Genomic DNA, 23,138 nt, shown 5'->3' with positions numbered 1-23,138 from the left:
TCAGGCGAAGATTTTCAGCAGCACGGTCGCCAGGATCACCGTAGAGGCCCCGCCAATGCGCGTGGAAATCTGCGCGAAGGGCATCAGCCCCATGCGGTTGGACGCCGACAGAATCGCCACATCCCCGGTGCCGCCCAGGCCGCTGTGGCAGCAGGTGACGATGGCCGATTCGATGGGGTACATCTTCAGCAGGTTGCCGATAAAGAACCCGGCCAGGGTCATGGCCACCACCACCGACGTGCAGACCACCAGGTAACCCACGGAAAACACCTTGACCACGCTGTCCAAGGGCACATAAAGCATGCCCAGGCCGATCATCACCGGCCAGATAAAGGCCGTGGACACCAGCTTGTAGAACGACTTGCTGCCCTCCTCCAGGTTACGCGGCAGCAGTTGCAGGTATTTGCAGGCCACCGCCGCCAGGATCATCATCACCGGCCCCGGAATACCCGCCACTTTCTCCAGCAGGCCGCCGAGGATGAAAAAGGCGCAGATCAGCAGCACCCCGGCGCCCATGTAGCGATAGTCAATGCCGCCACTGGCCTCCTCCTGAACCTGGAACGCATCGTTCTCCGCCTTGGCGCGGATCAGCACACCGTCGCCGTTGAGCGACGGACGCTTGAGGGCCAGCCGCGCCAGCACCCCGGCACAGATGATTGCCACGATATTGCCCACCACTGCCGCCGGCACCAGCTGCGCCACGTACTGTTCCGGGGTGCCGCCGAGGATCGCCGAATAGGCCAGGGACAGGGGCAGGATGCCCTCGCCGATGCCGCCGCCAATGATCGGCACGATGATGAAGAAGAACGTGTGGTAGACGCTGTAGCCGAACAGCGCACCGACCGCGATGCCCGCCGCCACGGCCGCCAGGGTGCCGACCAGCAACGGCACGAACATGCGGATCATGCCCTGCACCAGGATGAAACGGCTCATGCCGAGGATGCTGCCCACCACCAGGCTGGCGATGACGAAATACAGGAAGTTGGCCTCCTTCATCAGCATCTTGGTGGCGTCGATGGTGGTGCTGCCGAAGAAGCCGTAGAACACCAGCACCGAAGGCAGCATCAGGCACAGGATGGCGCCGCCGCCAATCTCCTTGAGGATCGGCAGGCGCTGGCCCAGTTGGCCGAAAAACACGCCCAGGGTCATGATCACGGCCAGGCCGCCAATCATGTTTTTCGGCAGGTAACCGAAGTGCGCGGAGAGGAACACGATCAGCGCGATGCCGATGAAATACGGCAGGGGAATCACACCGATTTCATAGTCGCGCAAGCTGCGCAGGCAACGGCCGAAGGCATTTCTGTCTGCAGGGGAAACGGGGGTGTCGAGGGAGTCGTTCATAGGGTCACCTGATACGCAAAAACGGGAACGGCGCGTGGCTCAGCGGCACGCCGGGAATTGGGCGCGAACAGGTGATCGTCGGGGGCACAGCGATAGCCGGGCGAAGGATAGGGACAACAGGCTCATGACGGTTTCCTCTGTTTGTTTTTATCTGAGGATGAACGGAACGCTCACAGTTCAATGCAGCGTCAGAGGGATGCTATGCTGGCCTTTTGGTTAAATAAACACGCTAATCATGAGCACTACAAACACACATCGTGTGCAATCACCCCTCCCGGAAGACCTACGGGTATTCCTCGCGGTGATTCGCAAATCCAGCTTTGCCAGCGCCGCGGATGAGCTGGGGTTGTCCCCGGCCTACGTCAGCAAGCGTATTCAGATCCTCGAGAAAACCCTCGGCACCCGGCTGCTGCATCGCACCACGCGGCGCATCGCCCTGACCGAAGCCGGGGAACGCACCCAACGCTGGGCCGTGCGCATCCTGGATGACCTTGACGAGTTCATCGGCGAACTCTCGGAAGCGCGCAAGGCGCCGCGGGGCTTGCTGCACCTGTGCAGCAGTTTCGGCTTCGGCCGCAACCACGTCGCCCCGGCCGTGGCGGAACTGGCCATGGCCTACCCCGACCTGGAAATCCGCCTGGATGTGTTCGACCGGGTGGTGGACATCATTGCCGAAGGCTTCGACCTGGAAATTCGCGTGGGTGACGACCTGCCGGGCCAGCACATCAGCCGGCCCCTGGTGGCCAACCAGCGCGTGCTGTGCGCCACCCCCGACTACCTGGCGCAACGGGGCACGCCACAGAGTTTGCAGGACCTGGACCAGCACGATTGCCTGGTGCTCAAGGAGCGCAACAACCCGTTTGGCGTGTGGCACCTGCGCAAGGGCGCGCGTGAGGAAACGGTGCGGGTCAGCGGCCCGCTGTCATCCAATAACGGCGAGATCGTCTTGCAGTGGGCCCTCAAGGGCCGGGGGATTCTGTTGCGCTCGATGTGGGACGTGAAGCCGCTGCTGGACCAGGGCAAGCTGGTCCAGGTGCTGCACGACTACAGCCAGAGCGCCAACGTCTGGGCGGTGTACCCGACACGCCTGGCCGACTCGGCCAAGCTGCGGGTGTGCGTCGAGTTTCTTGAGGCGCACTTCAAGCACCTGTCGCCCTGAACCCGGCGCGGAGCCGAGCCGAGCCGAGTCCAGGCAGGTTTCACGCCAGCCAGGGATTGGCCAGCAGGTGGGCTTTTTCGAAACGACGGATCGCCTCGGTACGCTGCAAGGTGCTGCCGATGGCGTCCAGCCCCAAGAGCAAGGCGTCCTTGCGCAACGGGTCGATGTCGAACGCCAGGACCTGGCCATCGTCCAGGGCAATCTGCTGGGCCTGCAGGTCGATGCTGATTGCCTGGTGGCCCGGCTTCGCGACCTGGCTGCCCAGGCGCTGCAATTGCGCCTCAGGCAGTTGAATCAGCAACACCCCGTTGCGCTGGCAGTTGTCGAAGAAGATCCCGGCGAAGCTGGTGCCGATCAGCGCCCGAATCCCCAGTTGCTTGAGCCCCCAGACGGCGTGCTCGCGGCTGGAGCCGCAGCCGAAGTTGGGGCCCACCACCAAAAATTGCGCATCGGCCCAGGGTGCCTGGTTGAGGATGAACTCGGGGTTGGGCCGGCCATCGGCGAGAAAGCGCAGGTCAAAGAACAACCCGCGATCCAGGCCGGCACGGTCAATCCCCTTGAGAAACTGCTTGGGCATGATCACGTCGGTATCGACGTTGGCCGCCAGCATCGGCGCGGCATGGCCGCTGACCACAGTGAAAGGCGTCATCTCAATACTCCCGGGACAGACAACGGACATCGGCCAGGCGGCCACTGATAGCGGCGGCCGCCACCATCGCCGGGCTCATCAAATGGGTGCGCGCACCCGCGCCCTGGCGGCCTTCGAAATTGCGGTTGGTGCTGGAGGCGCAGCGATCCCCCGGGGCGAGCACGTCATCGTTCATCGCCAAACACATGGAACAGCCGGACTGGCGCCATTCGAACCCCGCCGCGATAAAGATATCCGCCAGCCCCTCGGCCTGGGCCTGCTCGCGCACCAGGGTCGAGCCGGGCACGATCATGGCCCGCACATGGGCCGCCACCTTGCGCCCGCGAACCACGCTGGCGGCGTCCCGCAGGTCTTCGATGCGGGCATTGGTGCAAGAGCCGATAAAGGCGTGGCTGATGGCGATGTCGGTCAAGCGCTCACCGGCTTCCAGGCCCATGTAGCGCAAGGCCCGTTGCAGGTCCTGGCGACGGATCAGGTCACTTTCCGCCAAGGGGTCGGGCACCCGCTCGCCAATGGCCAACACCTGGTCGGGGCTGGTGCCCCAGGTGACCATGGGCTGCAGGGTACTGGCGTCCAGGACCACTTCCAGGTCAAACGCCGCCCCCGGGTCGCTGTACAAATCGGCCCAACGTCGCAGCGCCTGCTCCCAGAGTTCGCCCTTGGGTGCCCGGGGTTTGTCGGCCAGGTAGGCGTAGACCTTGGCGTCCGGCGCCATAAAGGCCCCGCGTGCGCCCGCTTCCACGGCCATGTTGCAAATGGTCATGCGCGCCTCGACGCTCAGGGCATCGATGGTGGAACCGGCAAACTCGATGGCGTAGCCGGTGGCGCCGGACGCGCCAATGCGACCGATCAACGCCATGATGATGTCCTTGGAGGTCAAGCCCGCGCCCAGGATGCCTTCAACCTTGACCCGCATGCTTTTCAGGCGTTTGTAGACCAAGGTCTGGGTGGCCAGCAGGTGCTCGATCTCCGAGGTACCGATGCCGAAGCCAAAGGCGCCCAGGGCACCGTAGGTGGTGGTGTGGCTGTCACCGGCGGCGACCACCATGCCAGGCAAGATAAACCCCTGTTCGGGGGCCACCACGTGCTCGATGCCTTGGCGCGGGTCCAGCACGTCGAACAGTTCGATGCCGAAATCCAGGCAGTTCTCGGTGAAGTACGACACCTGCCGCGCACCGCCCGGGTCGGTCATCGCGGCATTGCGCGCCGGGCTGGTGGGGTTGACGTGGTCCACCACCGCCAGGGTCGCGGCGGGTCGCCACACCGGGCGCTTGGCCTCGCGCAGGCCGCTGAAGGCCTGGGGGCTGGTGTACTCGTTGGCAACCTGACGGTCGATGTACAGCAGCACATGGCCGTGATCGTCCAGGGTGCAGACGGTGTGGGCATCAATGTGCTTCTGGTAGAGGGTTCTGGGCTGACTCATGGCAGGCTCGCTATTGAATTGTTGTGCGAGAGTCCGAAGACATCACGGTCACAGCGCCTTGGCGGCGTGTTCGTGCCCAGCATATTCACTTCATATCGCGCATCAATGCCGAGAAAGTGTTTTTAAAGTTCACGATTCGTGTTCTATACAACCACCCTGAAGATCGATCCGCAGCGTCCGGACCCAGCGTTTATCAAAGTAGATAGAGGGTTGGAGCGGCGGGCGGGCCGGCTGCATAGCCAGCGGCCCGGCCCACCGGGCCCGTCAGTTCGACTGCGGGTTCATGTAGCGGTCGAAGTTCTCGATGTAGTCGGTCAGGTTCTCTTCCATCATCAGGCGGAATTCTTCGACGAAGTAATCCACGGCCTGTTGCTTGGCCGCTGCCAGTTCCTCGACGTTACGGCAACCGCAGGCACTGACCCAGGCACTGAAACGCGCGTTGGCGTACATCAGCGACGCGCTCGACTTGCCCCGGCTGCTGTCGGCGATATGGGTGTTTGCCAGCTCGATAATGGCGTCGGCGCGGTTGTAGAAGTCCTGATCGATTTCGTTGGCCAAGGGGCGTTCCTCGTTGCGGTGGGATCAATAAAGCGCGGCAGTATAAGAGGTTTGCCCTGCCGGGCCGATGGCTTTTACAGGCCGTCTGTTTGATCGTCGTGCGCAGGCGGGGAGTGAGAAGCGCCGCCTACCAGGACTTGCGCTCCACCAGCGGGCACGCCACCCGGTGAATGAACGGTTCGTCACGCCCTTCGATCACGTGCAGGGCCGCACGCCGGCCCATTTCGTAATACGGCAGTTGCACGGTGCTCAACGGCGGGTAGAACAGCTCGGCGACGCCGATCATGTTGTCATAGCCCAACACGGCGACGTCTTCGGGAATGCGCAAGCCGCGACCCAGCAGGTACTGGTAGGCCACCAGGGCGATACGGTCGTTGCCACACACCAATAGGTCAAACGCCGGCCGACCGTCCTCACTGTGCAATTGCTGCTCCAGGGCACCGATGGTTTCCCCGTAGGCGTCATCGGTCGACAGGTCGTACTGCGCCACGTCCGCCAGGGGCAACTCAGCTTCCGCCAGGGCCCGCGCCAACCCTTGCTGACGCAGGCCCCAGGCCAGGCTGCTGCGGGGCAGGTTGAGGCAGAACGGCCGTCGGTAACCCTTGCTCAGGGCCTGGCGCATGGCCTGATACTGACCGTCTTCGTCGTCCGGGACATAACACGCCACCCCGGGCGCCGCGCTCACGCAATTGCTGAGCACCAACGGCAGGCTGCGCAGCGCCGGGGGAATGTCCACGGTGCGCAATTGCATGGCACTGAAAATGATCCCATCCGGTTGATGGGACAGCATCAGGTCGATGGCTTGGGCAGTGGGCGGGGTTTCGAAGACGTTGAGAATAAACACGTTCCAGGCATTTTCCCGGGCGGTGCGCTCCAGGGACAGCAGCATCTCAACGGCGAACGGGGTGGTGGCGGTGTCGAGGGCAAAGACGCCGATGGTCTTGCCGCGGGAGTGGCCGCCACGGATCTTGCGCGCCGAAAGACTGGGGACGTAACCCAGGGTTTCGATGGCTTGACGGACTTTGTTCAGGGTTTCCTGATTGAGCTTTTCCGGGGTGTTGATCGCCCGGGACACGGTCATGAAGGACACGCCCGCCAACCGTGCGACATCTTTGACTGAAGCCATGTGCCGATGCCATTGCCTGATCTGGCCGCGCATCATGTCATGCCTGGCAAAAACCTGACAACACGCGGCCTAGCCAGGCGGGCATCGCTCAGAGCTGGAGGTCGGCCAGCTCCCAGCCGCGAATCTCACCCATCGCCCCTGCCCCATTGAGCGCAAACACACTGATCCCGAGGCTGTCGGGGTCCGGGTAAATACGGCTGCTGAGGCTGTAGGCACCGTCATCGACAAACACTTCGATGGAGGAGCGATCGAGGAAGATCCGCAGCGCGATCCGAGTTTGCCCAGGGGCCACCGGCACACTGCGCACACCGCTGACGCCGGCCCCCGAGTGTTGCCGGTCGAGCACCAGGCGTCGCGCCATGGCGTCGAAATACAACAGTGTCTGCTGCTGATGATCGGCGCTGCAACGCACGGCCAGGCCAAAGCGTTCCGCGCTGCTGGCGGCCAGGTCCAACTGCAACTCCAGTTCCAGCAACGCGCCGCCCATTGCCAGGGACCGACGCTGGGAAGTCAGGATGCCCACTTGCTCGCGGTGTGGCGTGCGACGCAACGCGGTCAGCTCCCGGGCCGGGCGCATGCGCAGGCGCTCGCCGTCGCGGCTCAACTCCCGGGGCAACGACAGCGCACCGCACCAATGATGAGCCTGGCTCGGCATGGGACTGTCCCACATGTCCATCCAGGCCCAGAGCAGGCGTCGGCCATCCGCCGCCAGCAGGGTCTGGGCGGCGTAGAAGTCGTGACCGTGATCCAGCTCGTACAGTTCTCCGCACTCGGAGAAATGCCCAGCATCGTCCAGCAGGCCGAATCGATAGCTGTTCTGGTAGCGGTTCCAGTTGTCATAACCACTGGGTTGCAGGCCTTGGGGCGAATAGAGCAACACATCGACCCCGTCCAGCTCGAACATGTCCGGGCACTCCCACATATAGCCGTCGGGGTCGCGCTGGCCCGCCAAGGCACACGCCAGGAAATGCCACTGACGCAGGTCCTCGGAACGATAGAGCAGCAACTGCGGGTCATCACCGTGGCGGGCGCCCAGGGCCATCCACCAGTGCTCGCCGCGCCGCCAGACCTTGGGGTCGCGAAAATGCATGATCTGCGAATCGGGCGCCGCCTCGATCACCGTCCCGTGCTTGGTGAAAACCAGGCCGTCGGTGCTGCTGGCCAGGCACTGGACCTGGTGGATGCGCTGGTCATCCCCAGGTTCGCCCAACCAACGGTGCCCGGTGTACAGCAAGTACAGGGTGTCGTCGGCGACCACGGCGGAACCGGAGAAGCAGCCGTCCCGGTCGTACTCGTCGCCGGGCGCCAAGGCGATCGGCAGATGCTCCCAGTGCACCAGGTCACGGCTTTTCGCATGGCCCCAGTGCATCGGGCCCCATTGCGCCGAATAGGGATGGTGCTGATAGAACACGTGGTACTCGCCGCGAAAATACACCAGCCCGTTGGGGTCGTTCATCCAACCCGCCGGCGGCGCCAGGTGATAACCGAGGCGATAGTCGTCACGGCGTCGGGGCAATGTGTTGTCCAGGGCGCGATGGGCCTGGTCCAGCCGTTCAGAGGGCATGGGGGAGTCCTTACAAAGGTTCATAACGGGGTGACTGACGGGGCATTGGCAGGCGACGCCTCCGCGACGCGGGCCTGGGGCGACGGGCGCGGCGGGTCGGCCCGCAGCAAGGTCCAGGACAGCAGCAGGCTGGCGCACACCAGGCCCGCCATCAGCAGGTAGACACTGGCAAAACCCAGGTGGTCGTAGCCGTATCCCACCAGGGGCGACAGCAGCATCGCGGTCAATTGCTGGGCGAACTGGAAGCCCACCAGGTAGATGGACGCGGACAGCCGCGAGTCGAAATTCAGGGCAATGTATTTGAAGACCGAGACCAGCAGGATCGGCACTTCGAGGGCGTGCAGCATCTTGCAGGCGCCGATGGTCCAGGCTTCGCTGGCCAGCCCGGAGCCGAGGATGCGCACAAACATGATGCTGCCCGCCAGGATCAACCCGTACTTGGCCCCCGTGCGCCCGACCACCCAGGGCGCGAGCAGCATGCAGGCGGCTTCGAGCAGCACCTGGGAAGAGTTCAGGTAACCGTAGGCGCGGGTGCCCTCCTCCGGCGTGGCGAAAAACGAAGAGAAATACACCGGAAACTGCTGCTCGTAGATCATGTAGATGCCGCACACCCCGGTCAGGTACAGGCTGAAGGCCCAGAAGCGCGGCAGGGTGAACAGCCTCCACAAGTCATTCAGGCGTACCGGCGCGGCGGGCGCGCCGCTGCTGTGGATGGGGTGATTGGCGAACGACCGGATGTCCAGCCGCGAGAGGATCAGCAGGAACACCGCACCCGCGGCACTGCTCATGTAAAACGCGATGTCCGGGTCAATGTTGAACACCACGCCGACCACCCCGGTCGCCGAGGCCCAGCCCAACGATCCCCACATCCGCGTGATGCCGAATTCGAAGCCCGCATGGCGCGACAAACGCTCGGTGTAGGACTCGATCACGCCCACCCCGGCCAACATGGCCAAGGCCAGGAATGCCGCGCCAACCACCGCCCCCAGTACCACGTTCTGGGCCAGCAAGTTGGCGTAGACATGAATCGCGAACGGCGCCGCGCAGCACAGCAGCAAGCCGATCCACACCAGCAGTTTTTTCGACAGGCCGAGGCGATCCTGGAGTGCGCCATAGAACGGTTGGATCAACAGCGCGGCAACAGCGTTGGCCGCGAACACAAAGCCGGTTTCCGTGCCGTTCAGGCCAATCTCGCGGTGCAGCCAGATGGAGAACAGGGAGTAGCTGGAAGACCAGGCGAAGAAGAAAAAGAACAGCAGCCCGCTGATAAGCCAGTACTCGCGTTTGACTGACAACTGCATATGACGCCTCTCTTGTTTTTATCTAAGTTAACGTTAACATCTCACTCCATTACGCGTCCTCCAAATGCTCGCTGTCAAGCATTTCCCAGCACCACGGTGCACGGCAACTTGATGCTCGCTTCGGGTGAAAGGCCCGTATTTGCTGGCCCCCACTACAAAAACAAAAGGGTTGAACATGACGTTTACGACTTCCAGGCCCCTCGCCGGCCTGTGCTTGCTGGCGCTTTCGCCACAGCTGTTCGGTGCACCACCGCCCAGCCTCGAAGAACGCCTGGCCCGACTGGAAAGCCGCACCACCCAAGCCGAAGCCCGGGCGTCCCAGGCGCAAGCCGAAGCCGCCGGCCTGCGCCAGGAAGTCGCGCGGCTCAACCAGCAAATCGCCCAAGCCAGGCCCGGCACCGCGCCAACGTCGCTGGAACAACGAGTGGCCTCAGTCGAGGCTCAACAACACGCCCTGGCCCAACACGCGGCGAACCCGCCCTCCCCAGCCGTTGCCAAGCCCGACCCTGGCCTGACCTTCAGCGCCTATGCGCGCTCCGGCATCATGACCGACGGCAAAGGCGCTGGCCGTGGCGGGCCCTACCTGACCCCCGCCGGCTCGGTCGGCGGTGCCATCGGGCGCTTGGGCAATGAGGTCGATACCTACATGGAGGCGAAGGTCAGCAAAGAGGATCGCGCCAGCAACGGCACAGGCTCGCGCTATGCGCTGATGCTCGCCGACGGCCTGGAAACGCCCAACGACTGGACGGCCGCCGAAAGCGCGCTGAATGTGCGCCAGGCCTATGCCGAGCTGGATCACCTGGCGTCGTTTCGCGACAGCCCGCTGCTGCGCGACGCCACGCTGTGGGCCGGCAAGCGCTTTGATCGGGATAACTACGACATCCACTGGCTCGACCGCGGCATCGTGTTCCTGGCCGGCACCGGCGGCGGCATCTACGACCTGCACCTGAGCGACGACTGGCGCCTCAATGCCTCGTTGATGAGCCGTTCCTACGGCGACTTCGGCACCGAGGACAAGCAAGACATCCGCAGCTACGTGGCCACGGTCAATCAGTTCTTCGACCAGGGCCGCTGGCAGCTGATGCTCAACGGCATCACCGCGCAAAACAACGACGCCGACCTGGACCCGGACAACCCCCTGGCGCAGGGCCACGGCAGCCGCTTGAACAAGGCGGGGTTCAGCCCGGCCGAAGGCGGTTCCCACGGCATGCTCGCCTACCATCGCCCGGACTTTTTCGGCCGCGAGGGCTACTTCAAGACCGCGCTGCTCTATGGCCGCGGGCTCGGAGCCGAGGTCAACAGCATCGGCGCCGACGGCGATTTGCTGAGCGAGGCGCGCACGCTGCGGCTGGCGTTCTATGGCCATACCCGGCTGAATCAGGATTGGCGCCTGGCCCCGGCACTGATCGCCGAACACAGCCAGGACCGCTATGTGCCCGGCGACGACTATCGCTACCTGACCCTGAACCTGCGACTGGCCAATGAGCTGAGCCGCAACGTTGAAATGCTCTACGAACTGAGCTGGCAAACCATGGACCTACAAGCGCTGGGCTACGACGGTCGGCAGGCGGCCCAGGGCGATTTCTGGAAGCTGACCTTCGCCCCCACGTTCAAGGCGCAGACCGGGGACTTTTTTGTACGCCCCGAATTGCGCCTGTTCGCCACCTACATGAACTGGTCCCGGGACCTGGACCACTTCAGCGCCAGCGACGACTTGGGGCAGAAAGGCTTCAAATCCGGTGGCGACTGGCAGTTCGGCGTGCAAATGGAGACCTGGTTCTAAGGGTGCTGGCCCGCGCAGCTCATGCGCCCGGGTGCTGGGCTGCCGACAGGCTCCGCAGGTGCGCGGCCAACAAGGCTTCACTCTGGCCTTGGGACAACACCACGCAATTGTCCGCGGCCCGCAACGCCCGTTGCAGATGCTGCTCGCCCTGCTGCCAATCGCCCTCAAGGATGGCGCGCAAGGCCAGGCAACGCGGCCGCAGCCAGGGCGCGTACCAGTCGACATCGTCGCTCATCCAGGTGGTTTTCAAGGGCGTAACGTCGCGCTGCACATAGGCTCGGCTGAAGGCCAATTCGCCGCGCAGCAACTCGATCAGGCTGCTCATGCCGGCCAGTTCTGCGGCTCGGGCTTGCAGCAGTGCGTCCAGCTCCTGCTCCATCTCCAGCACCGCCGGCCAGTCGCCCTGGTCCTGCCGGGCATTGAGCCGATAGCCGAAGGCAACCAGGGTTTCAGTCATGGCCCCCTGGGCCAGCCGCTCAAGGTCCGCCGCCGGCAATTGCCCGCTGGGCACACCGGCCACGGTCAAGGCCAGCAGCCGCGCCTGGGCCATATCCTGCCGTTGGTCATCGCGATGCAGGTACCAGGAAAACAGCAGCAAACCGTCGCTGGGCGAGACCCGCCAGACCGGTATCAAGTTACCCACGGCCATGACTAGGTTGATGGCCGCGAAGGCCAGGGCCACACCGCCTGCCACGCTTTGCAGGCCCGACCAGTAGAGGCCCAACCCCAGGGCCAGGCTACCCACCAGCAGGTTCAGCAGCGGCCCCAGCACCACCATCACCATCCACTGCCGACGCAACGGCCGCTGCGGGTTGCTCGCGGCAATCACATAACCGCCAAAGCGATTGCGCTTGAGCTGGGGCGACCAGCGCAGCCGCCAGCCGCGCCGCAATACCTGAAGCTCCACGGCGGCGACCCGCGCCAGCAACACCGGCATCCCGCAATAGCGGGCGCCCAGGTAATGCCCGCCTTCATGCACCACCAGGCCCATGATGCCGAGCATCGAGGCCAGGAACATCGCCAGGAAGGGTTGCAACTCGGACCTGATGGTCAACCCCAGCACCGCCGCCGCAATGATCCAGCCACTGAGCAACACCAGGCTCTGGATAATCGCCATCAGTTTGTTCAGGGCCTTGAACCCGGTATTGCCATCCATTGCGAACATCCTTGAGAGTCAACCCGGCAGCTATCCGGGCGCGCAGACTGCCAGCTTCCACCCCGCCAATTCAACCCAGGATCGCCGCCAAACAGCGTTTTGCAGGAGCTGGCTTGCCAGCGAAGGCGGCCGCGAGAACGCTATGGCGCTCAAGAACGTGATCGCCGGCAAGCCGGCCCCTACAGAGCGCCCTGGGATTTCACCTCTACACGCAGCACACCGGCCGGGTGCGCCGTGCAGTCTATGCGCACCGGCAGGAAGCGTTCGATCACCGCGATATTGCTCTGCAAGTGTTCGCTCATGCTCGGGGTGGTGAAGCTGCCGCCGCCGGCCAGGGCCATGGGCAACAGCAGTTGATCCGCCAGGTGTTCGGCCACGGCCGCTTCGCTGTGCAGCCAGCCCCGGGCCTGATCGATGGCGCGGTCGGCCACGGTCTCGGCCCGCAGGTTGGATTGGCCAAAGGCGCTGAAGACTTCAGTCAGTTGCTCGCAGGCGAACTCCAGCAGCAACACATTGCCCGGGCCGTAGTCTTCGTCGAGCACTTCGGTGTGCAACTGGGCCCAGGGCAGCTCCAGCCGCCGGTTGACCCGCAACAATTCACGCTCGGCCACGTGTTCGGCCACCCCGGCGATCACCGCCCTGGCCTGGCTGCCCAACAACGCTCCCCGTTGCTCCAACTGCAGCGGCTGCAAGGTCGAAGGCTGGATAAACGCCTCCAGCTCGCCGCCGCCCGCCGGGACAAACCCGTGACGCAGCAGTTGCAGTTCTACCTGGGCGCCCATGCGCCGCAGTTGCGGCAACCAGGCGCGCTCGAGGAAATCCACCGGCGGTGCCATAGGGTTATGGGTGCCGCCGCTGATGCTGATCCGGCTGGGTTCCGGGGCCTGCAACAGCGCCGGCAACAGGGTTTGCAAGACCAGGGTGCAACTGCCCGCAGTGCCGATGGCGAAGCGGTAGTCACCGCCACGAATCGGCCCCGGCTCGAAGCTCAAGGCCTGGGAACCGAGCTCGGCCCCCAGGGTTTTACCGCCACAAATCTGGGTCGCCGCCTGCACGGCGGTCAGGTGCTGGCGCAGCAGCCCCGGGCGACTGCGCCGGGCGCGAATATTGTGGATACGCAGGGGCTTGCCGGTGAGCATCGACAGGCTCAGGGCGCTGCGCAGTACTTGGCCGCCGCCGATGGCGCCGTCCAGTTCAATGACATCCTGTTTCATCACATTCCTCAGGCGTAGTGCCGGACCGTCTCTCTCAGGTAATGGTCCAACAACGCCGTGTCTTCTCGATTACGGGCCAACGGCGGCGCTTCACGGGCCAGCTCGGTGGCGATAAACGCATGTAAAGCCGGACGCCGCGGGCCGTAGGCCGCCTCATCGGCATTGCGCTTGAGCACCAGTAGCTCGGCCACTTCCGCCAGTAACAGCGGGTCGTCGACGGTACTCAGTAGATCGGCGAAGGTCATCGGCGGACGGCCGCGCCCTTGATCGATCCAACGCACCGCCAGCAGCGGCCGCAGCACGTAGAAGTACTTCTTCAGGCGCACGCTCTCGCCTTGCAGGTAGCCGCGGAAGTTCTTCCGGGCCATCGACAGGTAGTGGTAACGCACCGCCTGCGGGTTGTAGAAGGCCTCGGCCAAGGCCTGCAGGCGCTGGGTCGCGGCGCTCTCGCGGCGATACACCAGGGGCGAGTCCAGCCATTCCAGCAGGGTCGGGTTGGAGTTGCGCAACAGCCCGAGGGTCTTGCGCAATTCCCAGCCGCTGATGTCCAACTCATCGTCCAGGGGCCGCTCGATCACGTCCCGCGCGGGATCGACCTGGACAAACCACTCGGGCTTTTCCACGTAGACAAAACGCACATCGTAATCACTGTCGGTAGAGGCAAACCCCCAGGCCCGACTGCCCGATTCACAGGCATACAACACCGTGACATTGCGCTCGCGCTCCAGTCGCGCGAGTTCCTCCAGCACCCGCTCGCGCATGGCATCGCTGAGCGGGTGGCGTTCATTGACGTCCATTGCTATTTCCCAGTCCTTGTTCAATCCGTGGTGCTGGCCAGCACCACGCTCAGGCTTCGGCGTGCGGGGTTCCAGATGCTCAGGCACCACACGCCCCACCACTCCAGCCCTTCGTCGAAATAATCACTCCACAGCTCGCTGTCGGCCGGCGACTCAGTGCTGTCCTGCCAATCCAGTTCGTAGCCCTTGACCCAATCCAGCACCTGCAGCGGCTCCCCGGGCTCAAGCCCCAAGTGGGCCAGCCACTGGCTGAACAGCGCGCAGGCCTCGTCGTCACCCGCGGCAAAACGGGTGCCATAGGGCGGGTTGCAAAAGGCCCGGAACAGCGCCGCCGGCCCGTCTTGCAGGTCGGTGCGGCTCAAGTCCTGGATGTCTTCCTGGGTCAGGGGGCTCATGCGTGCCCGGTCCAGGTCCCAGGCCAGGTACGCGCCAAAGGGCACATCGGCGTAACGCGGGTCCTGGATAAACAAGCGATGGCGTTCGCGACGGTCGGCCAGCATCTGCTCGAACAGGGCATTCACCGCTTGGCGATGCAGGGCTTCATCCACTGCCACACCGGGGGAAACTTCATAGGCCACAAATTCGAAGACCACGCCGGCCTCTTCGAGGCGCTTGCGCAGGGCCATCGAGGCGTGCGGGTCCTTCAGACTCGATACTACTTCCATGATTCTTTCCTCAAAGGCTCAGCGCAGGCGCTTTGCCGATCCAGACGGTAAATGCCCCGCCTCTTCCATCTGCTGCACTCGCAGCAACAAGGCCTCGCGTTGCGGTTCTTGCCCCTTGGGCACCTGCAAGCTGAATGGCCAGGCACACCAGCGGTTCAGTTGCTCCAGCCAATGGGCAGCCTCGGCGGGCGCCTGGTCATGGCGGCGCAACAGGTATTGCAACTGGCGCCACCCTGGCTTGCAGCTCAACAACGCTTGCCGACGTGGCTCGGGCAGCTCGTGCCAGTGCTGGTCCAGGCGCTGCTCCACAGCGTCGCGGTAATCGGTCAAGGCCTGTTGCCGCAATAACCGCAGGGCACAGGCGAAGACCTTGTCGGCGGGGTCGTCCAGGGCCGCGATCTGCTCGACCAAGCCCCGCTCGCCCAAGGCCTCCAGGGCTTGCACCCGCACCTGGAGCGACGCTGAACCCAGCGCCTCACGCAACATAGCGTCCGCCTCGGCAGCCTTGAGTTCCCGAGCCAGCCCCACCAGGCCCAGCCACGCGTCCTTGGTGCGTGGCAATGGCTCGGCCAGGCGTTCCAGCAACACATCGCGACTGTCCAAGCCGACCTGTGGCGCCGCCCAACGGGCCAGGCAACGCAGGGCCGCCGAACGATCGAGCAACGCCGCCCGCAACGCCGGCCGCGGGTCATCCAGCAACGGCCAGAGCAACCGCAAGGCCTTGACCCGGACGCTGGCGCCGCAGGTCTGCATGGCCTGTTCCAGCAACGGCCGGGCCTCGGCCGGCGGCAACTCGGCGCATGCGTCCACGGCCCGCTGACGCACCGTCACCTCATCGTGGGCCAGGGCCAAGGCCAGCAACGCCAAAGGCTCACGGGTGCTTTCCAGCAACAGCGCCAACAGCCAGCGCGCCACCTTGCCCCGGGCGCCTACGAACGCCGCCAGCACCTGGGGCCGTACCTCGGGGGCCAGCAACACGCCGCGGGCCCGAGCCAGGGTCTGGCCATGGTCCACTCGCTGCTTGTCGGCCAGGGCCAACAGCGGCGCCAGGGCCTGCAACAACAGCTCGGCGCGCGCCGGCAGCAGGTACGCTTCGACAGCAACCGCTGCCTGTTGCCGGACTTGCGGCACCCAGTCATTCAGGCGTTCCAGCAGCGCCTCCAGGGCCTCGGCCGACGGCTGGGCGACCAAGGCCCGCAACGCCGCCTCGCGGACAAAACCATTGCCGAAGCGGCTGAGGATCAACCACGCGCTGAGGTGGTCGTGTTGCTCCAGCACGTCGCGAACCTGCGCCGCTTCGTAGTCCGAGAGCTGGTAATGCCAACTTTGCCACTCTTCCCTGTCACTCATGTTCCTACCCCTTTACACACACCACCTGACGCAAGGTGTGCAGCACTTCCACCAGCTCACGCTGGGCGTGCATGACTTGATCGATATCCTTGTAGGCCATGGGAATCTCGTCGATCACCGCCTCGTCCTTACGGCACTCGACGTGGGCGGTGGCGCGGATCTGGTCTTCCACGGTGAACAGCTTCTTGGCCTTGGTTCGGCTCATGACTCGCCCGGCACCGTGGCTGCAGGAGCTGAACGCTTCCTCGTTACCCAGGCCGCGCACGATAAAGCTTTTGGCCCCCATGGAACCCGGAATAATTCCCAGCTCACCCTTTTTAGCCGACACCGCGCCTTTACGGGTCACCAGCACCTCTTCACCAAAGTGCCGCTCTTTCTGCACGTAGTTGTGGTGGCAGTTCACCGCTTCCAGGGCCACCTCGAATGGCTTGCTGATCACCTGGCGGGTGGCCTGGATCACCGCTTGCATCATCAGTTCGCGGTTCTGCCGGGCAAAATCCTGGGCCCAACCCACGGCTTGCACGTAATCATCGAAATGCTCGCTACCTTCTTCGAAGTACGCCAGGTCGCGGTCCGGCAGGTTGGCGATGTGTTGGCGCATATCGGCCTGGGCCAGTTCGATAAACAGGTTACCGATGGCGTTACCTACGCCACGGGAACCGCTGTGCAACATGAACCAGACGCGGTTGGCTTCATCCAGGCACACCTCGACGAAGTGGTTACCGCCACCCAGGGTTCCCAGGTGCTGGCGGTTGTTGGTGTTGGCCAGCCGCGGGTACTTATCGGTGATGGCCTTGAACCCCGGATGCAGCGCCTTCCACACCTGATCGTTGGCCTGCGGCACTTCACCCCAGGCGCCTTTATCCCGACCGCTACGTGGCGACGTTCGCCCGTGGGGCACCGCCTGCTCGATGGCGCTACGCAGCCCCTGCAGGTTATCCGGCAGATCGGATGCGGTCAGCGACGTACGCGCGGCGATCATTCCGCAACCGATATCCACCCCCACTGCGGCCGGGATAATCGCCCCCACCGTGGGGATCACGCTACCGATGGTGGAACCTTTCCCCAGGTGCACATCGGGCATCACTGCCAGGTGCTTGAAGATGAACGGCATCTTCGCGGTGTTCATCAACTGCTCACGGGCCTCGCTTTCCACAGGCACACCCTGGGTCCACATCTTGATCGGCTTACCGTTGGCCACTTCCAGCAGTTGGTAGGTTTTGTTTTCCATGTGTTTGTCTCTTCTTCCTGTGGCCGGTGATCCGGCCCTGTTCAATAGTTTGCCTGTAGGCGCCGCCGGGCGGCGTTCGGCGTGCCGGTGAAGGCCATTTCTCGGGCCTCTTCGCTGGCAAGCCAGCGCCTACGGGACAGCGATGTTCGGTGTAAAGGCTGATGAATCAGTGCAGGCCAGGCCTGCGGGCAGCGACAAGAGGAACAGGCACATAGGCTCTACCCACTGAGCTACAGCCTTGCGGCTGGCGGGGCTCGAACCCGCGACACCATGTAGTACCTGTGGCATTCGCTGCCGACCCACCGAAGTGGGCAAAACCGTGCGACGACAAGGGAACGGTGAAACATAAGTTTCGTGTTCTGCCCTTTAAACTACGGTGCCCTCTTCAGGCACCGGCGGGAATCGAACCCGCATCACGAACGTGGGATGTAGTTCCACCTGCATTCGTCGCAAAAAACCTGCAAATCAGTTGGCACGACAACAACGGTGACTGATGGCCGGAATCGAACCGGCCTTAACCATCATGTACAGCCACCCGCATTCGTGCCGTCACCGGCCCTGACAAGAATGGCCGAGACGCCTTTGGATGTAGTCTCGACGGCATTCAGGGCCTGTGAACAAAAAACTCCGGTGTCCGCCGTGTTTGCGGCGGACGGTTGACTCCATGGTTTGCCGATCAGGGCGCCAACGCCTCGATCGCCTCGACCCAGTGCTGCGTGCCGTACTGCCCGGAGGCGAACTGGCCGATCAGGTCAAACACTGCGTCGCTGAAGCCGCCGACGTTGAGGATGTCCTCGCGGTCCATGGCCTGGGTCGTGGCCCCGGGTTGCAGGTCGATGCACACCAGCCGCGCTTGCGGGTTGATGGCCTTGATCCGCTGCCACTGGCGCAGGGTTTCAGTCGCCCCATGCCGCCGGGCATCCATCCACGACTCGTTGTCCGAGACCAGGATCAGCGTATCGACCTTGGCCTTGTCATCCGCCAGCTTGGCCAGGGGCGCCGAACAGTGGGTTCCGCCGCCGCCAATCGCCGCAAGCTTCTGCGCATTGCTCATCACGCTGTCCCGCGGGTTGAGCTGGATGTCCACCACCCTCATTTCAAAGGGCATCACCCGCGCCGCTGGCTGCTTGCGCACCACCGCTGCCGCCACCAGGGCCGCCACATCGATGCAACGCACCGCGGTGGTGGCGCCCTGGCGATAACCGGTGATCGGGCTGTGCATCGAGCCCGACACGTCGGGACACACCACCACCGAACCTGGCAAGGCCGGCACGTTGGCCAATGACAACTCCAGGGCATCCTGCAGCGCCTCGCGGACCTTGCCCGGCACCTCGGCGCCGGCCATGCGATAGGCCGCCAGCAACTGGTACGGGTAGACCCGGGCCTTGGCCACGGCCTCGGCATCCGCCAGGCGCGCCGCCACATAGTCAGTGCAACCCGCCACCTTGAACGCGCCGTGGCGCGCCAGGGTGTTGAGGTTCATGCGCAAGGCCTGCCACCCCATGTTGCGCGCCTGGGCCGCCCATTGCTCGGCACTCAGCGTCTCGTTGGCCAGCAGCATAAAGGGCACCTGGGGCAACTCGCTGCTGGCGCCGCTGCGAAAGGCCAGCAAGGCCCGGGTCAGCGGTGGCAATGCCTGCGCATCCACCGGCTTGCCGATCAACCAGGCAAAGAAGGCTTCGCGCCAGCCTCGGCCGGCTTGGGGTGAACCATCTTCACCACGTCCGCCAGGGACGGTTGGTTGCCGACCGAGGCCTGCAACAATTGGTATTCGCTGGCGTTGTTCAACCAGTTCTGCACCAGGCGCTTGGGCTGCGAACCCAGGGACTTACGCCCGGTGGCGCCGCTGCGCAGGATCTGCACGAAGTTGCGCAGCATCTTGCCGCTGTCCACCACGTGCTCGAACAACTCTGGCAACACCGAGGAACGCTGGGCCGCCAGGGCCGCCAACATCAACGCCGGCATGTCCTTCATGTGGCCCTGCTGCCGAGCGTAACGAGCAGCCTTGGCCACGTAGCGGCTGTCCAGTTGGGCCACCAGTTGCAGCACGCTGTCGAGCTGGCTGTCGGCCGAGGTGTAAAAGGTCTGGCTCAGGCAACCCGTCGCCGCCAACTGCGCCAGCCGATGCTTGGCGCTGTAGGCATAGGCCGGAGCCTTGGAGGCATTCAGCGTGTTGCTGGCGGCGGCCGTTGCCTGTTGGGTGTTGAACAGCTGGGGGTTGGCCATGATGGCATCTCGCTCTGTTATCCGTTTCGTTGCCAGAGTGATTGCAGGGCACGTGCCAGTTTGTTTTCTGGCCGTGATTTAATTTTTAAGTTATTGATTTTAAACAATATTTTTATTTAATTTATTTTATTAAGGAAAAATCAGCGACAGGCCGACACCCAATTATTTATCCTTTCGTATCGCTACTTATCTCTAGGTATAAACATGTCGAGCAAGCCCACGGTCGCCATCGGTTTTATCGGCTCCACCCTTGATCGTGTCGGTAAGGGGGCCAACCGTTGGGGCCATTGGCGGCCCAGCGTCGGCCTGTGCCAACAGGAGGACGTGCTGATTCATCGGCTGGAGCTGATTCACGGCGTCGACGCACGGGACGTCAGCCTGGCCGGGCGGGTGGCGACGACATTCGCCAGGTCTCCCCCGAGACCGAAGTGCGCCTGCACCCCATGCCCCTGCGCAACCCCTGGGACTTCGAGGAGGTCTACGGCGCCCTGCACGACTTCACCAGCGCCTACGCCTTCGACACCGAACGCGAGGACTACCTGGTGCACATCACCACCGGCACCCACGTGGCGCAGATCTGCTGGTTCTTGCTGACCGAGGCGCGCTTTCTTCCGGCGCGGCTGATCCAGACGTCCCCGGCCCGGCGCCGCGACGAAGAACAACGCGCCACCGGCACCCATGCGCTGATCGACCTCGACCTGTCGCGCTACGACCGCATCGCCTCGCGCTTCGCCCACCAGCGCCTGGAGGGTCTGGCCTTTCTCAAGTCAGGCATCGCCACCCGCAATGCCGCCTTCAACCGCTGCATCGAGCAGATCGAACGGGTCGCGGTGCGCTCCAAGGCGCCGATGCTGCTGATTGGCCCCACCGGTGCCGGCAAGTCGTTCCTGGCCCGGCGCATTTATGAACTCAAGCGCAGCCGGCACCAGGTCCAGGGGCGTTTTGTCGAGGTCAACTGCGCCACCCTGCGCGGCGACGGCGCCATGTCGGCACTGTTCGGCCATATCAAGGGCGCGTTCACCGGAGCCCAGAATGCCCGGGACGGCCTGCTCCGGGCGGCGGACGGCGGCATGCTGTTTCTCGACGAGATCGGCGAACTGGGGCTGGACGAGCAGGCCATGCTGCTCAAGGCCATCGAGGAGAAGCGCTTCTTCCCCCTGGGCTCGGACAAGGAAGTGGACAGCGACTTCCTGATCATTGCCGGTACCCACCGCGACCTGCGGGGCCGGGTGGCCGAAGGGCTGTTCCGCGAAGACCTGTATGCACGGATCAACCTCTGGACCTTCGACCTGCCGGGGCTGGCCGGGCGCCGTGAAGACATCGAACCCAACATCGACTTCGAACTGCAGCGCCATGCCCGGGAACAGGGGCACCTGGTGCGCTTCAACCTGGAGGCACGGCGCCGCTACCTGGCCTTTGCCAGCTCCAGCGAAGCGGCCTGGCTGGGCAACTTCCGCGAGCTTTCGGCCTCCATCACGCGCATGGCCACCCTGGCCGACAGCGGGCGCATCGACGAAACCCAGGCCGAAGAAGAGATCCAGCGCCTGCGCCACGCCTGGGGGTTGAGCCAGGAACCGGACGAGCTGCAAGGCCTGCTGGCCGAGGACCTGGAGCTGGACCTGTTCGACCGCCTGCAACTCAAGGAAGTGGTCAAGGTGTGTCGCCAGGCCGACAGCCTGTCGGCGGCCGGGCGCACGCTGTTTGGCGTGTCCCGCCAGGGCAAGGCCAACCCCAATGATGCCGATCGCTTGCGCAAGTACCTGGCGCGCTTCGGCCTGGACTGGAAACAGATCAGCGACTAGCCCTCCCCCTCCAGCTAACGGCCCGCGCACCCTGGGCCGACTTCACTCCCGGGGCACGGCAAACACCCCCTTGCCCCGCGCCACCACCCGCTCGCCCACCGTCAGCACCACGCCGGCAAACGCCAGCTGCCGCCCGCGCTGGGAATGCTCCAGGCGTACCTCGATCCACTCCCCGACCTGCGCCGCACCGAGGTAATCCAGGCTCATGCTGGCAGTGATCAGCGGCACCGGCGGGTCGCTGGAAAAGGCCATGGCGTAGCCCATGCCGATGTCCGCCAGGGTGGCAAGAATGCCGCCGTGCACCGTGCCGCGCCCATTGGCATGGCGCTCGTCGGCGCGCAGGCCAAGGTGCAGGTCCAGGCCGCTGCCACGGCAGTAGACCGGGCCGATCAGAGTCAGCAGCGGGCTGCTGCGGGGCAACAATTGGAAGCCGGGGGGAAGATCCGATTCACTCATGGGGCGCTCCTGGCTAGGTTGATGACACTGCACGTCGCAGTGGTCGCAGGTGTAGTCCAGATCCACCGCGCCGCCCATCTGCATCAGCCCCGGGAATTGACTGCAATAAGCCCCACACAAACCGCCGTACCGCGGCAATCGGCGTTAAGATGCGCGCCCTGACACTTGCCCCCGCCATCAAGGAGAAACAATGCACCTTCAGGACCGCCGCCCCACCTCATTCGGGGCCTTGGCTTTGGTATTGCTCGGCAGCCTCGCCCTGAGCGCCTGCTCACCCAGCGAGCGCTCGTCATCGGCAGAAGTGGCAGGCGCCAAGGGCAGGGCCGGTGCCTTGCTGGCCTACGAACATGAACTGAGCCTGTCCTTGCCGTCGGCGCAGATTGCCGCGCGCGTAGAGGCGACCCGCGAAGCCTGCGAACAGGCCAGTTTCGGCGCCTGCAACATCCTGCGCCTGGAACAGGGCCAGTACCGCTCCCGGATCATCCTGCGCATCGCCCCGGAAGGCGTGGAGCCCCTGGTCAAACTGGCGTCCGAAGGCGCCGAGCTGGGTGAACGCATCACCACCGCCGAAGACCTGGCCGACGCCGTGGCCGATGTGCAGCGGCAACAGGACCGCCTCAAGGCCCAGCAACGACGCCTGGACGAGCTGGCGGCGCGCCGCGACATCAGTGTCAGCGACCTGGTCGTGCTCAGTCGCGAGCAGGTGGCCATCGAGAACGAACTGCTGGCCCTGGCACAAACCGCCGCCGGCCAGCAGCGCCGCCTGGACACCAACCGGGTGACCCTGGACTTCCAGCCCAGCGACAGCGCACAACGCCGGTCCAACCTGAAACAGGCCTTCGCCAACCTGCTGGACAACTTGTCCGACGGCACCGCCCAGGCCTTGGAGAAAGGCAGCTACGCCTTGCCGTTCCTGATCCTCGCCTTCCCGCTGGCCATGCTCTGGGTCTGGCTGTGGCGCAAGTTCATCCGCCGCCGCCCTTGACCCCTCCCCCAGCAGGGGCCCGCTTAACGGCTCCTGCTGCACCAAACATCATCGGCGTCGATGGTCACCATCGACCCAATGAAGTTCTCTAAAAAAATCCCTCGCGTAACCTCTGCTCCATACCCAACACACACCCCGGAGCACACCCTCATGAAACGCCACATCATTCTCGGCCTCGCGTTCTCGGTACTGGCAGCCAACACCTTCGCCGCCACCTTCACTCACTCCGCCGTTGCAGAAGGCGGCTCGGATCGTCTGATCGAACGCCGCGTGGCTGAGGGCGGTTCGGATCGTCTGATCGAGCGCCGCGTGGCTGAAGGCGGCTCGGATCGTTTGATCGAACGCCGTGTCG

At 64.3% G+C, this 23,138-nt stretch carries 18 protein-coding genes and 2 pseudogenes; 5 read left to right on the top strand and 15 right to left on the bottom strand.

Annotated elements, in window-relative coordinates:
• A complete protein-coding gene (locus M1B34_RS32170) occupies positions 1-1,341 on the bottom strand; it encodes a 2-hydroxycarboxylate transporter family protein (RefSeq protein ID WP_268267275.1) in 1,341 nt (446 codons plus the stop codon).
• 235 nt (positions 1,342-1,576) lie between these two features.
• Here M1B34_RS32170 and M1B34_RS32165 point away from each other — a divergent pair, with 235 nt between their 5' ends.
• Positions 1,577-2,500, top strand: a complete 924-nt coding sequence (locus M1B34_RS32165) for a LysR substrate-binding domain-containing protein (protein ID WP_123331424.1) — start codon at positions 1,577-1,579, stop codon at positions 2,498-2,500.
• Positions 2,501-2,540: 40 nt separating this feature from the next.
• On the opposite strand, the gene leuD is transcribed toward M1B34_RS32165, so the two are convergent.
• The 6 genes from leuD to M1B34_RS32135 form a co-directional block, all read right to left on the bottom strand.
• Positions 2,541-3,155 carry a 3-isopropylmalate dehydratase small subunit gene (leuD, locus tag M1B34_RS32160; protein WP_268267281.1) on the bottom strand — a complete coding sequence of 205 codons (615 nt, stop codon included), beginning with the start codon at positions 3,153-3,155 and terminating at the stop codon, positions 2,541-2,543.
• A complete protein-coding gene (gene leuC / locus M1B34_RS32155; RefSeq protein WP_268267274.1) occupies positions 3,151-4,572 on the bottom strand; it encodes a 3-isopropylmalate dehydratase large subunit in 1,422 nt (473 codons plus the stop codon). Before leuC ends, leuD begins: the two co-directional genes overlap by 5 nt.
• A gap of 264 nt (positions 4,573-4,836) precedes the next feature.
• Positions 4,837-5,130, bottom strand: coding sequence for a DUF3144 domain-containing protein (locus tag M1B34_RS32150; protein ID WP_123331419.1), 294 nt, complete (start codon positions 5,128-5,130; stop codon positions 4,837-4,839).
• A 127-nt stretch (positions 5,131-5,257) separates the two neighbouring features.
• A complete protein-coding gene (locus M1B34_RS32145; protein ID WP_268267273.1) occupies positions 5,258-6,256 on the bottom strand; it encodes a LacI family DNA-binding transcriptional regulator in 999 nt (332 codons plus the stop codon).
• Positions 6,257-6,344: 88 nt separating this feature from the next.
• The gene (locus M1B34_RS32140; protein ID WP_268267272.1) at positions 6,345-7,820 is read right to left on the bottom strand and encodes a glycoside hydrolase family 32 protein; all 1,476 of its coding nucleotides are present in this window, start codon (positions 7,818-7,820) and stop codon (positions 6,345-6,347) included.
• 20 nt (positions 7,821-7,840) lie between these two features.
• Positions 7,841-9,121, bottom strand: coding sequence for an MFS transporter (locus tag M1B34_RS32135; protein ID WP_268267271.1), 1,281 nt, complete (start codon positions 9,119-9,121; stop codon positions 7,841-7,843).
• Between the two features lie 175 nt (positions 9,122-9,296).
• Between M1B34_RS32135 and M1B34_RS32130 the strand changes: the two genes are divergently transcribed.
• Positions 9,297-10,904, top strand: a complete 1,608-nt coding sequence (locus M1B34_RS32130) for a carbohydrate porin (protein ID WP_482827992.1) — start codon at positions 9,297-9,299, stop codon at positions 10,902-10,904.
• 19 nt (positions 10,905-10,923) lie between these two features.
• Here M1B34_RS32130 and M1B34_RS32125 read toward each other — a convergent pair whose 3' ends face one another.
• From M1B34_RS32125 to M1B34_RS32095, 7 genes and pseudogenes are all read right to left on the bottom strand, one after another.
• Positions 10,924-12,060: a M50 family metallopeptidase gene (locus M1B34_RS32125; RefSeq protein WP_123331411.1), complete on the bottom strand. Its 1,137-nt coding sequence runs from the start codon at positions 12,058-12,060 to the stop codon at positions 10,924-10,926.
• 179 nt (positions 12,061-12,239) lie between these two features.
• Positions 12,240-13,274 carry an RNA 3'-terminal phosphate cyclase gene (gene rtcA, locus M1B34_RS32120; RefSeq protein ID WP_268267270.1) on the bottom strand — a complete coding sequence of 345 codons (1,035 nt, stop codon included), beginning with the start codon at positions 13,272-13,274 and terminating at the stop codon, positions 12,240-12,242.
• An 8-nt stretch (positions 13,275-13,282) separates the two neighbouring features.
• On the bottom strand, positions 13,283-14,071 hold the full coding sequence (locus M1B34_RS32115) for a nucleotidyltransferase domain-containing protein (RefSeq protein ID WP_268267269.1): 789 nt from the start codon (positions 14,069-14,071) through the stop codon (positions 13,283-13,285).
• Between the two features lie 20 nt (positions 14,072-14,091).
• Positions 14,092-14,736 carry a hypothetical protein gene (locus tag M1B34_RS32110; RefSeq protein WP_268267268.1) on the bottom strand — a complete coding sequence of 215 codons (645 nt, stop codon included), beginning with the start codon at positions 14,734-14,736 and terminating at the stop codon, positions 14,092-14,094.
• Positions 14,737-14,754: 18 nt separating this feature from the next.
• Positions 14,755-16,086 (bottom strand): HEAT repeat domain-containing protein, encoded by a 1,332-nt coding sequence (locus tag M1B34_RS32105; RefSeq protein ID WP_268267267.1) that lies wholly within the window; start codon positions 16,084-16,086, stop codon positions 14,755-14,757.
• A gap of 4 nt (positions 16,087-16,090) precedes the next feature.
• On the bottom strand, positions 16,091-17,317 hold the full coding sequence (locus tag M1B34_RS32100) for an RtcB family protein (protein ID WP_123331402.1): 1,227 nt from the start codon (positions 17,315-17,317) through the stop codon (positions 16,091-16,093).
• A 676-nt stretch (positions 17,318-17,993) separates the two neighbouring features.
• Positions 17,994-19,543: pseudogene (locus tag M1B34_RS32095) on the bottom strand (RNA-binding protein).
• Between the two features lie 204 nt (positions 19,544-19,747).
• Between M1B34_RS32095 and rtcR the strand changes: the two are divergent.
• A pseudogene (gene rtcR / locus M1B34_RS32090) lies at positions 19,748-21,345 on the top strand (RNA repair transcriptional activator RtcR).
• 42 nt (positions 21,346-21,387) lie between these two features.
• Here the strand turns inward: rtcR and M1B34_RS32085 are convergent.
• Entirely contained in the window at positions 21,388-21,801 is a 414-nt protein-coding gene (locus M1B34_RS32085; RefSeq protein WP_123331396.1) for a PaaI family thioesterase, read from the bottom strand.
• Between the two features lie 190 nt (positions 21,802-21,991).
• Between M1B34_RS32085 and M1B34_RS32080 the strand changes: the two genes are divergently transcribed.
• Both M1B34_RS32080 and M1B34_RS32075 read left to right on the top strand, forming a co-directional pair.
• Entirely contained in the window at positions 21,992-22,786 is a 795-nt protein-coding gene (locus M1B34_RS32080; RefSeq protein ID WP_268267266.1) for a DUF4349 domain-containing protein, read from the top strand.
• Positions 22,787-22,936: 150 nt separating this feature from the next.
• Positions 22,937-23,138: hypothetical protein (locus tag M1B34_RS32075; RefSeq protein ID WP_268267265.1), on the top strand; the 202-nt coding region annotated here is incomplete at its 3' end.

This window comes from Pseudomonas morbosilactucae, from assembly GCF_023241715.1.
Classification (GTDB): Bacteria; Pseudomonadota; Gammaproteobacteria; order Pseudomonadales; family Pseudomonadaceae; genus Aquipseudomonas; species Aquipseudomonas morbosilactucae.
Note: the sequence above shows the minus strand (reverse complement) of the source record. Positions and strands in the feature narration are given on the sequence as shown.

Coding starts and splice junctions, on each gene's coding strand:
- M1B34_RS32170 (WP_268267275.1), bottom strand. CDS start 1,341: ATGAACGACTCCCTCGACACCCCCGTTTCCCCTGCAGACAGAAATGCC.
- M1B34_RS32165 (WP_123331424.1), top strand. CDS start 1,577: ATGAGCACTACAAACACACATCGTGTGCAATCACCCCTCCCGGAAGAC.
- leuC (WP_268267274.1), bottom strand. CDS start 4,572: ATGAGTCAGCCCAGAACCCTCTACCAGAAGCACATTGATGCCCACACC.
- M1B34_RS32145 (WP_268267273.1), bottom strand. CDS start 6,256: ATGGCTTCAGTCAAAGATGTCGCACGGTTGGCGGGCGTGTCCTTCATG.
- M1B34_RS32140 (WP_268267272.1), bottom strand. CDS start 7,820: ATGCCCTCTGAACGGCTGGACCAGGCCCATCGCGCCCTGGACAACACA.
- M1B34_RS32135 (WP_268267271.1), bottom strand. CDS start 9,121: ATGCAGTTGTCAGTCAAACGCGAGTACTGGCTTATCAGCGGGCTGCTG.
- M1B34_RS32130 (WP_482827992.1), top strand. CDS start 9,297: ATGACGTTTACGACTTCCAGGCCCCTCGCCGGCCTGTGCTTGCTGGCG.
- M1B34_RS32125 (WP_123331411.1), bottom strand. CDS start 12,060: ATGGATGGCAATACCGGGTTCAAGGCCCTGAACAAACTGATGGCGATT.
- rtcA (WP_268267270.1), bottom strand. CDS start 13,274: ATGAAACAGGATGTCATTGAACTGGACGGCGCCATCGGCGGCGGCCAA.
- M1B34_RS32115 (WP_268267269.1), bottom strand. CDS start 14,071: ATGGACGTCAATGAACGCCACCCGCTCAGCGATGCCATGCGCGAGCGG.
- M1B34_RS32110 (WP_268267268.1), bottom strand. CDS start 14,736: ATGGAAGTAGTATCGAGTCTGAAGGACCCGCACGCCTCGATGGCCCTG.
- M1B34_RS32105 (WP_268267267.1), bottom strand. CDS start 16,086: ATGAGTGACAGGGAAGAGTGGCAAAGTTGGCATTACCAGCTCTCGGAC.
- M1B34_RS32100 (WP_123331402.1), bottom strand. CDS start 17,317: ATGGAAAACAAAACCTACCAACTGCTGGAAGTGGCCAACGGTAAGCCG.
- M1B34_RS32085 (WP_123331396.1), bottom strand. CDS start 21,801: ATGAGTGAATCGGATCTTCCCCCCGGCTTCCAATTGTTGCCCCGCAGC.
- M1B34_RS32080 (WP_268267266.1), top strand. CDS start 21,992: ATGCACCTTCAGGACCGCCGCCCCACCTCATTCGGGGCCTTGGCTTTG.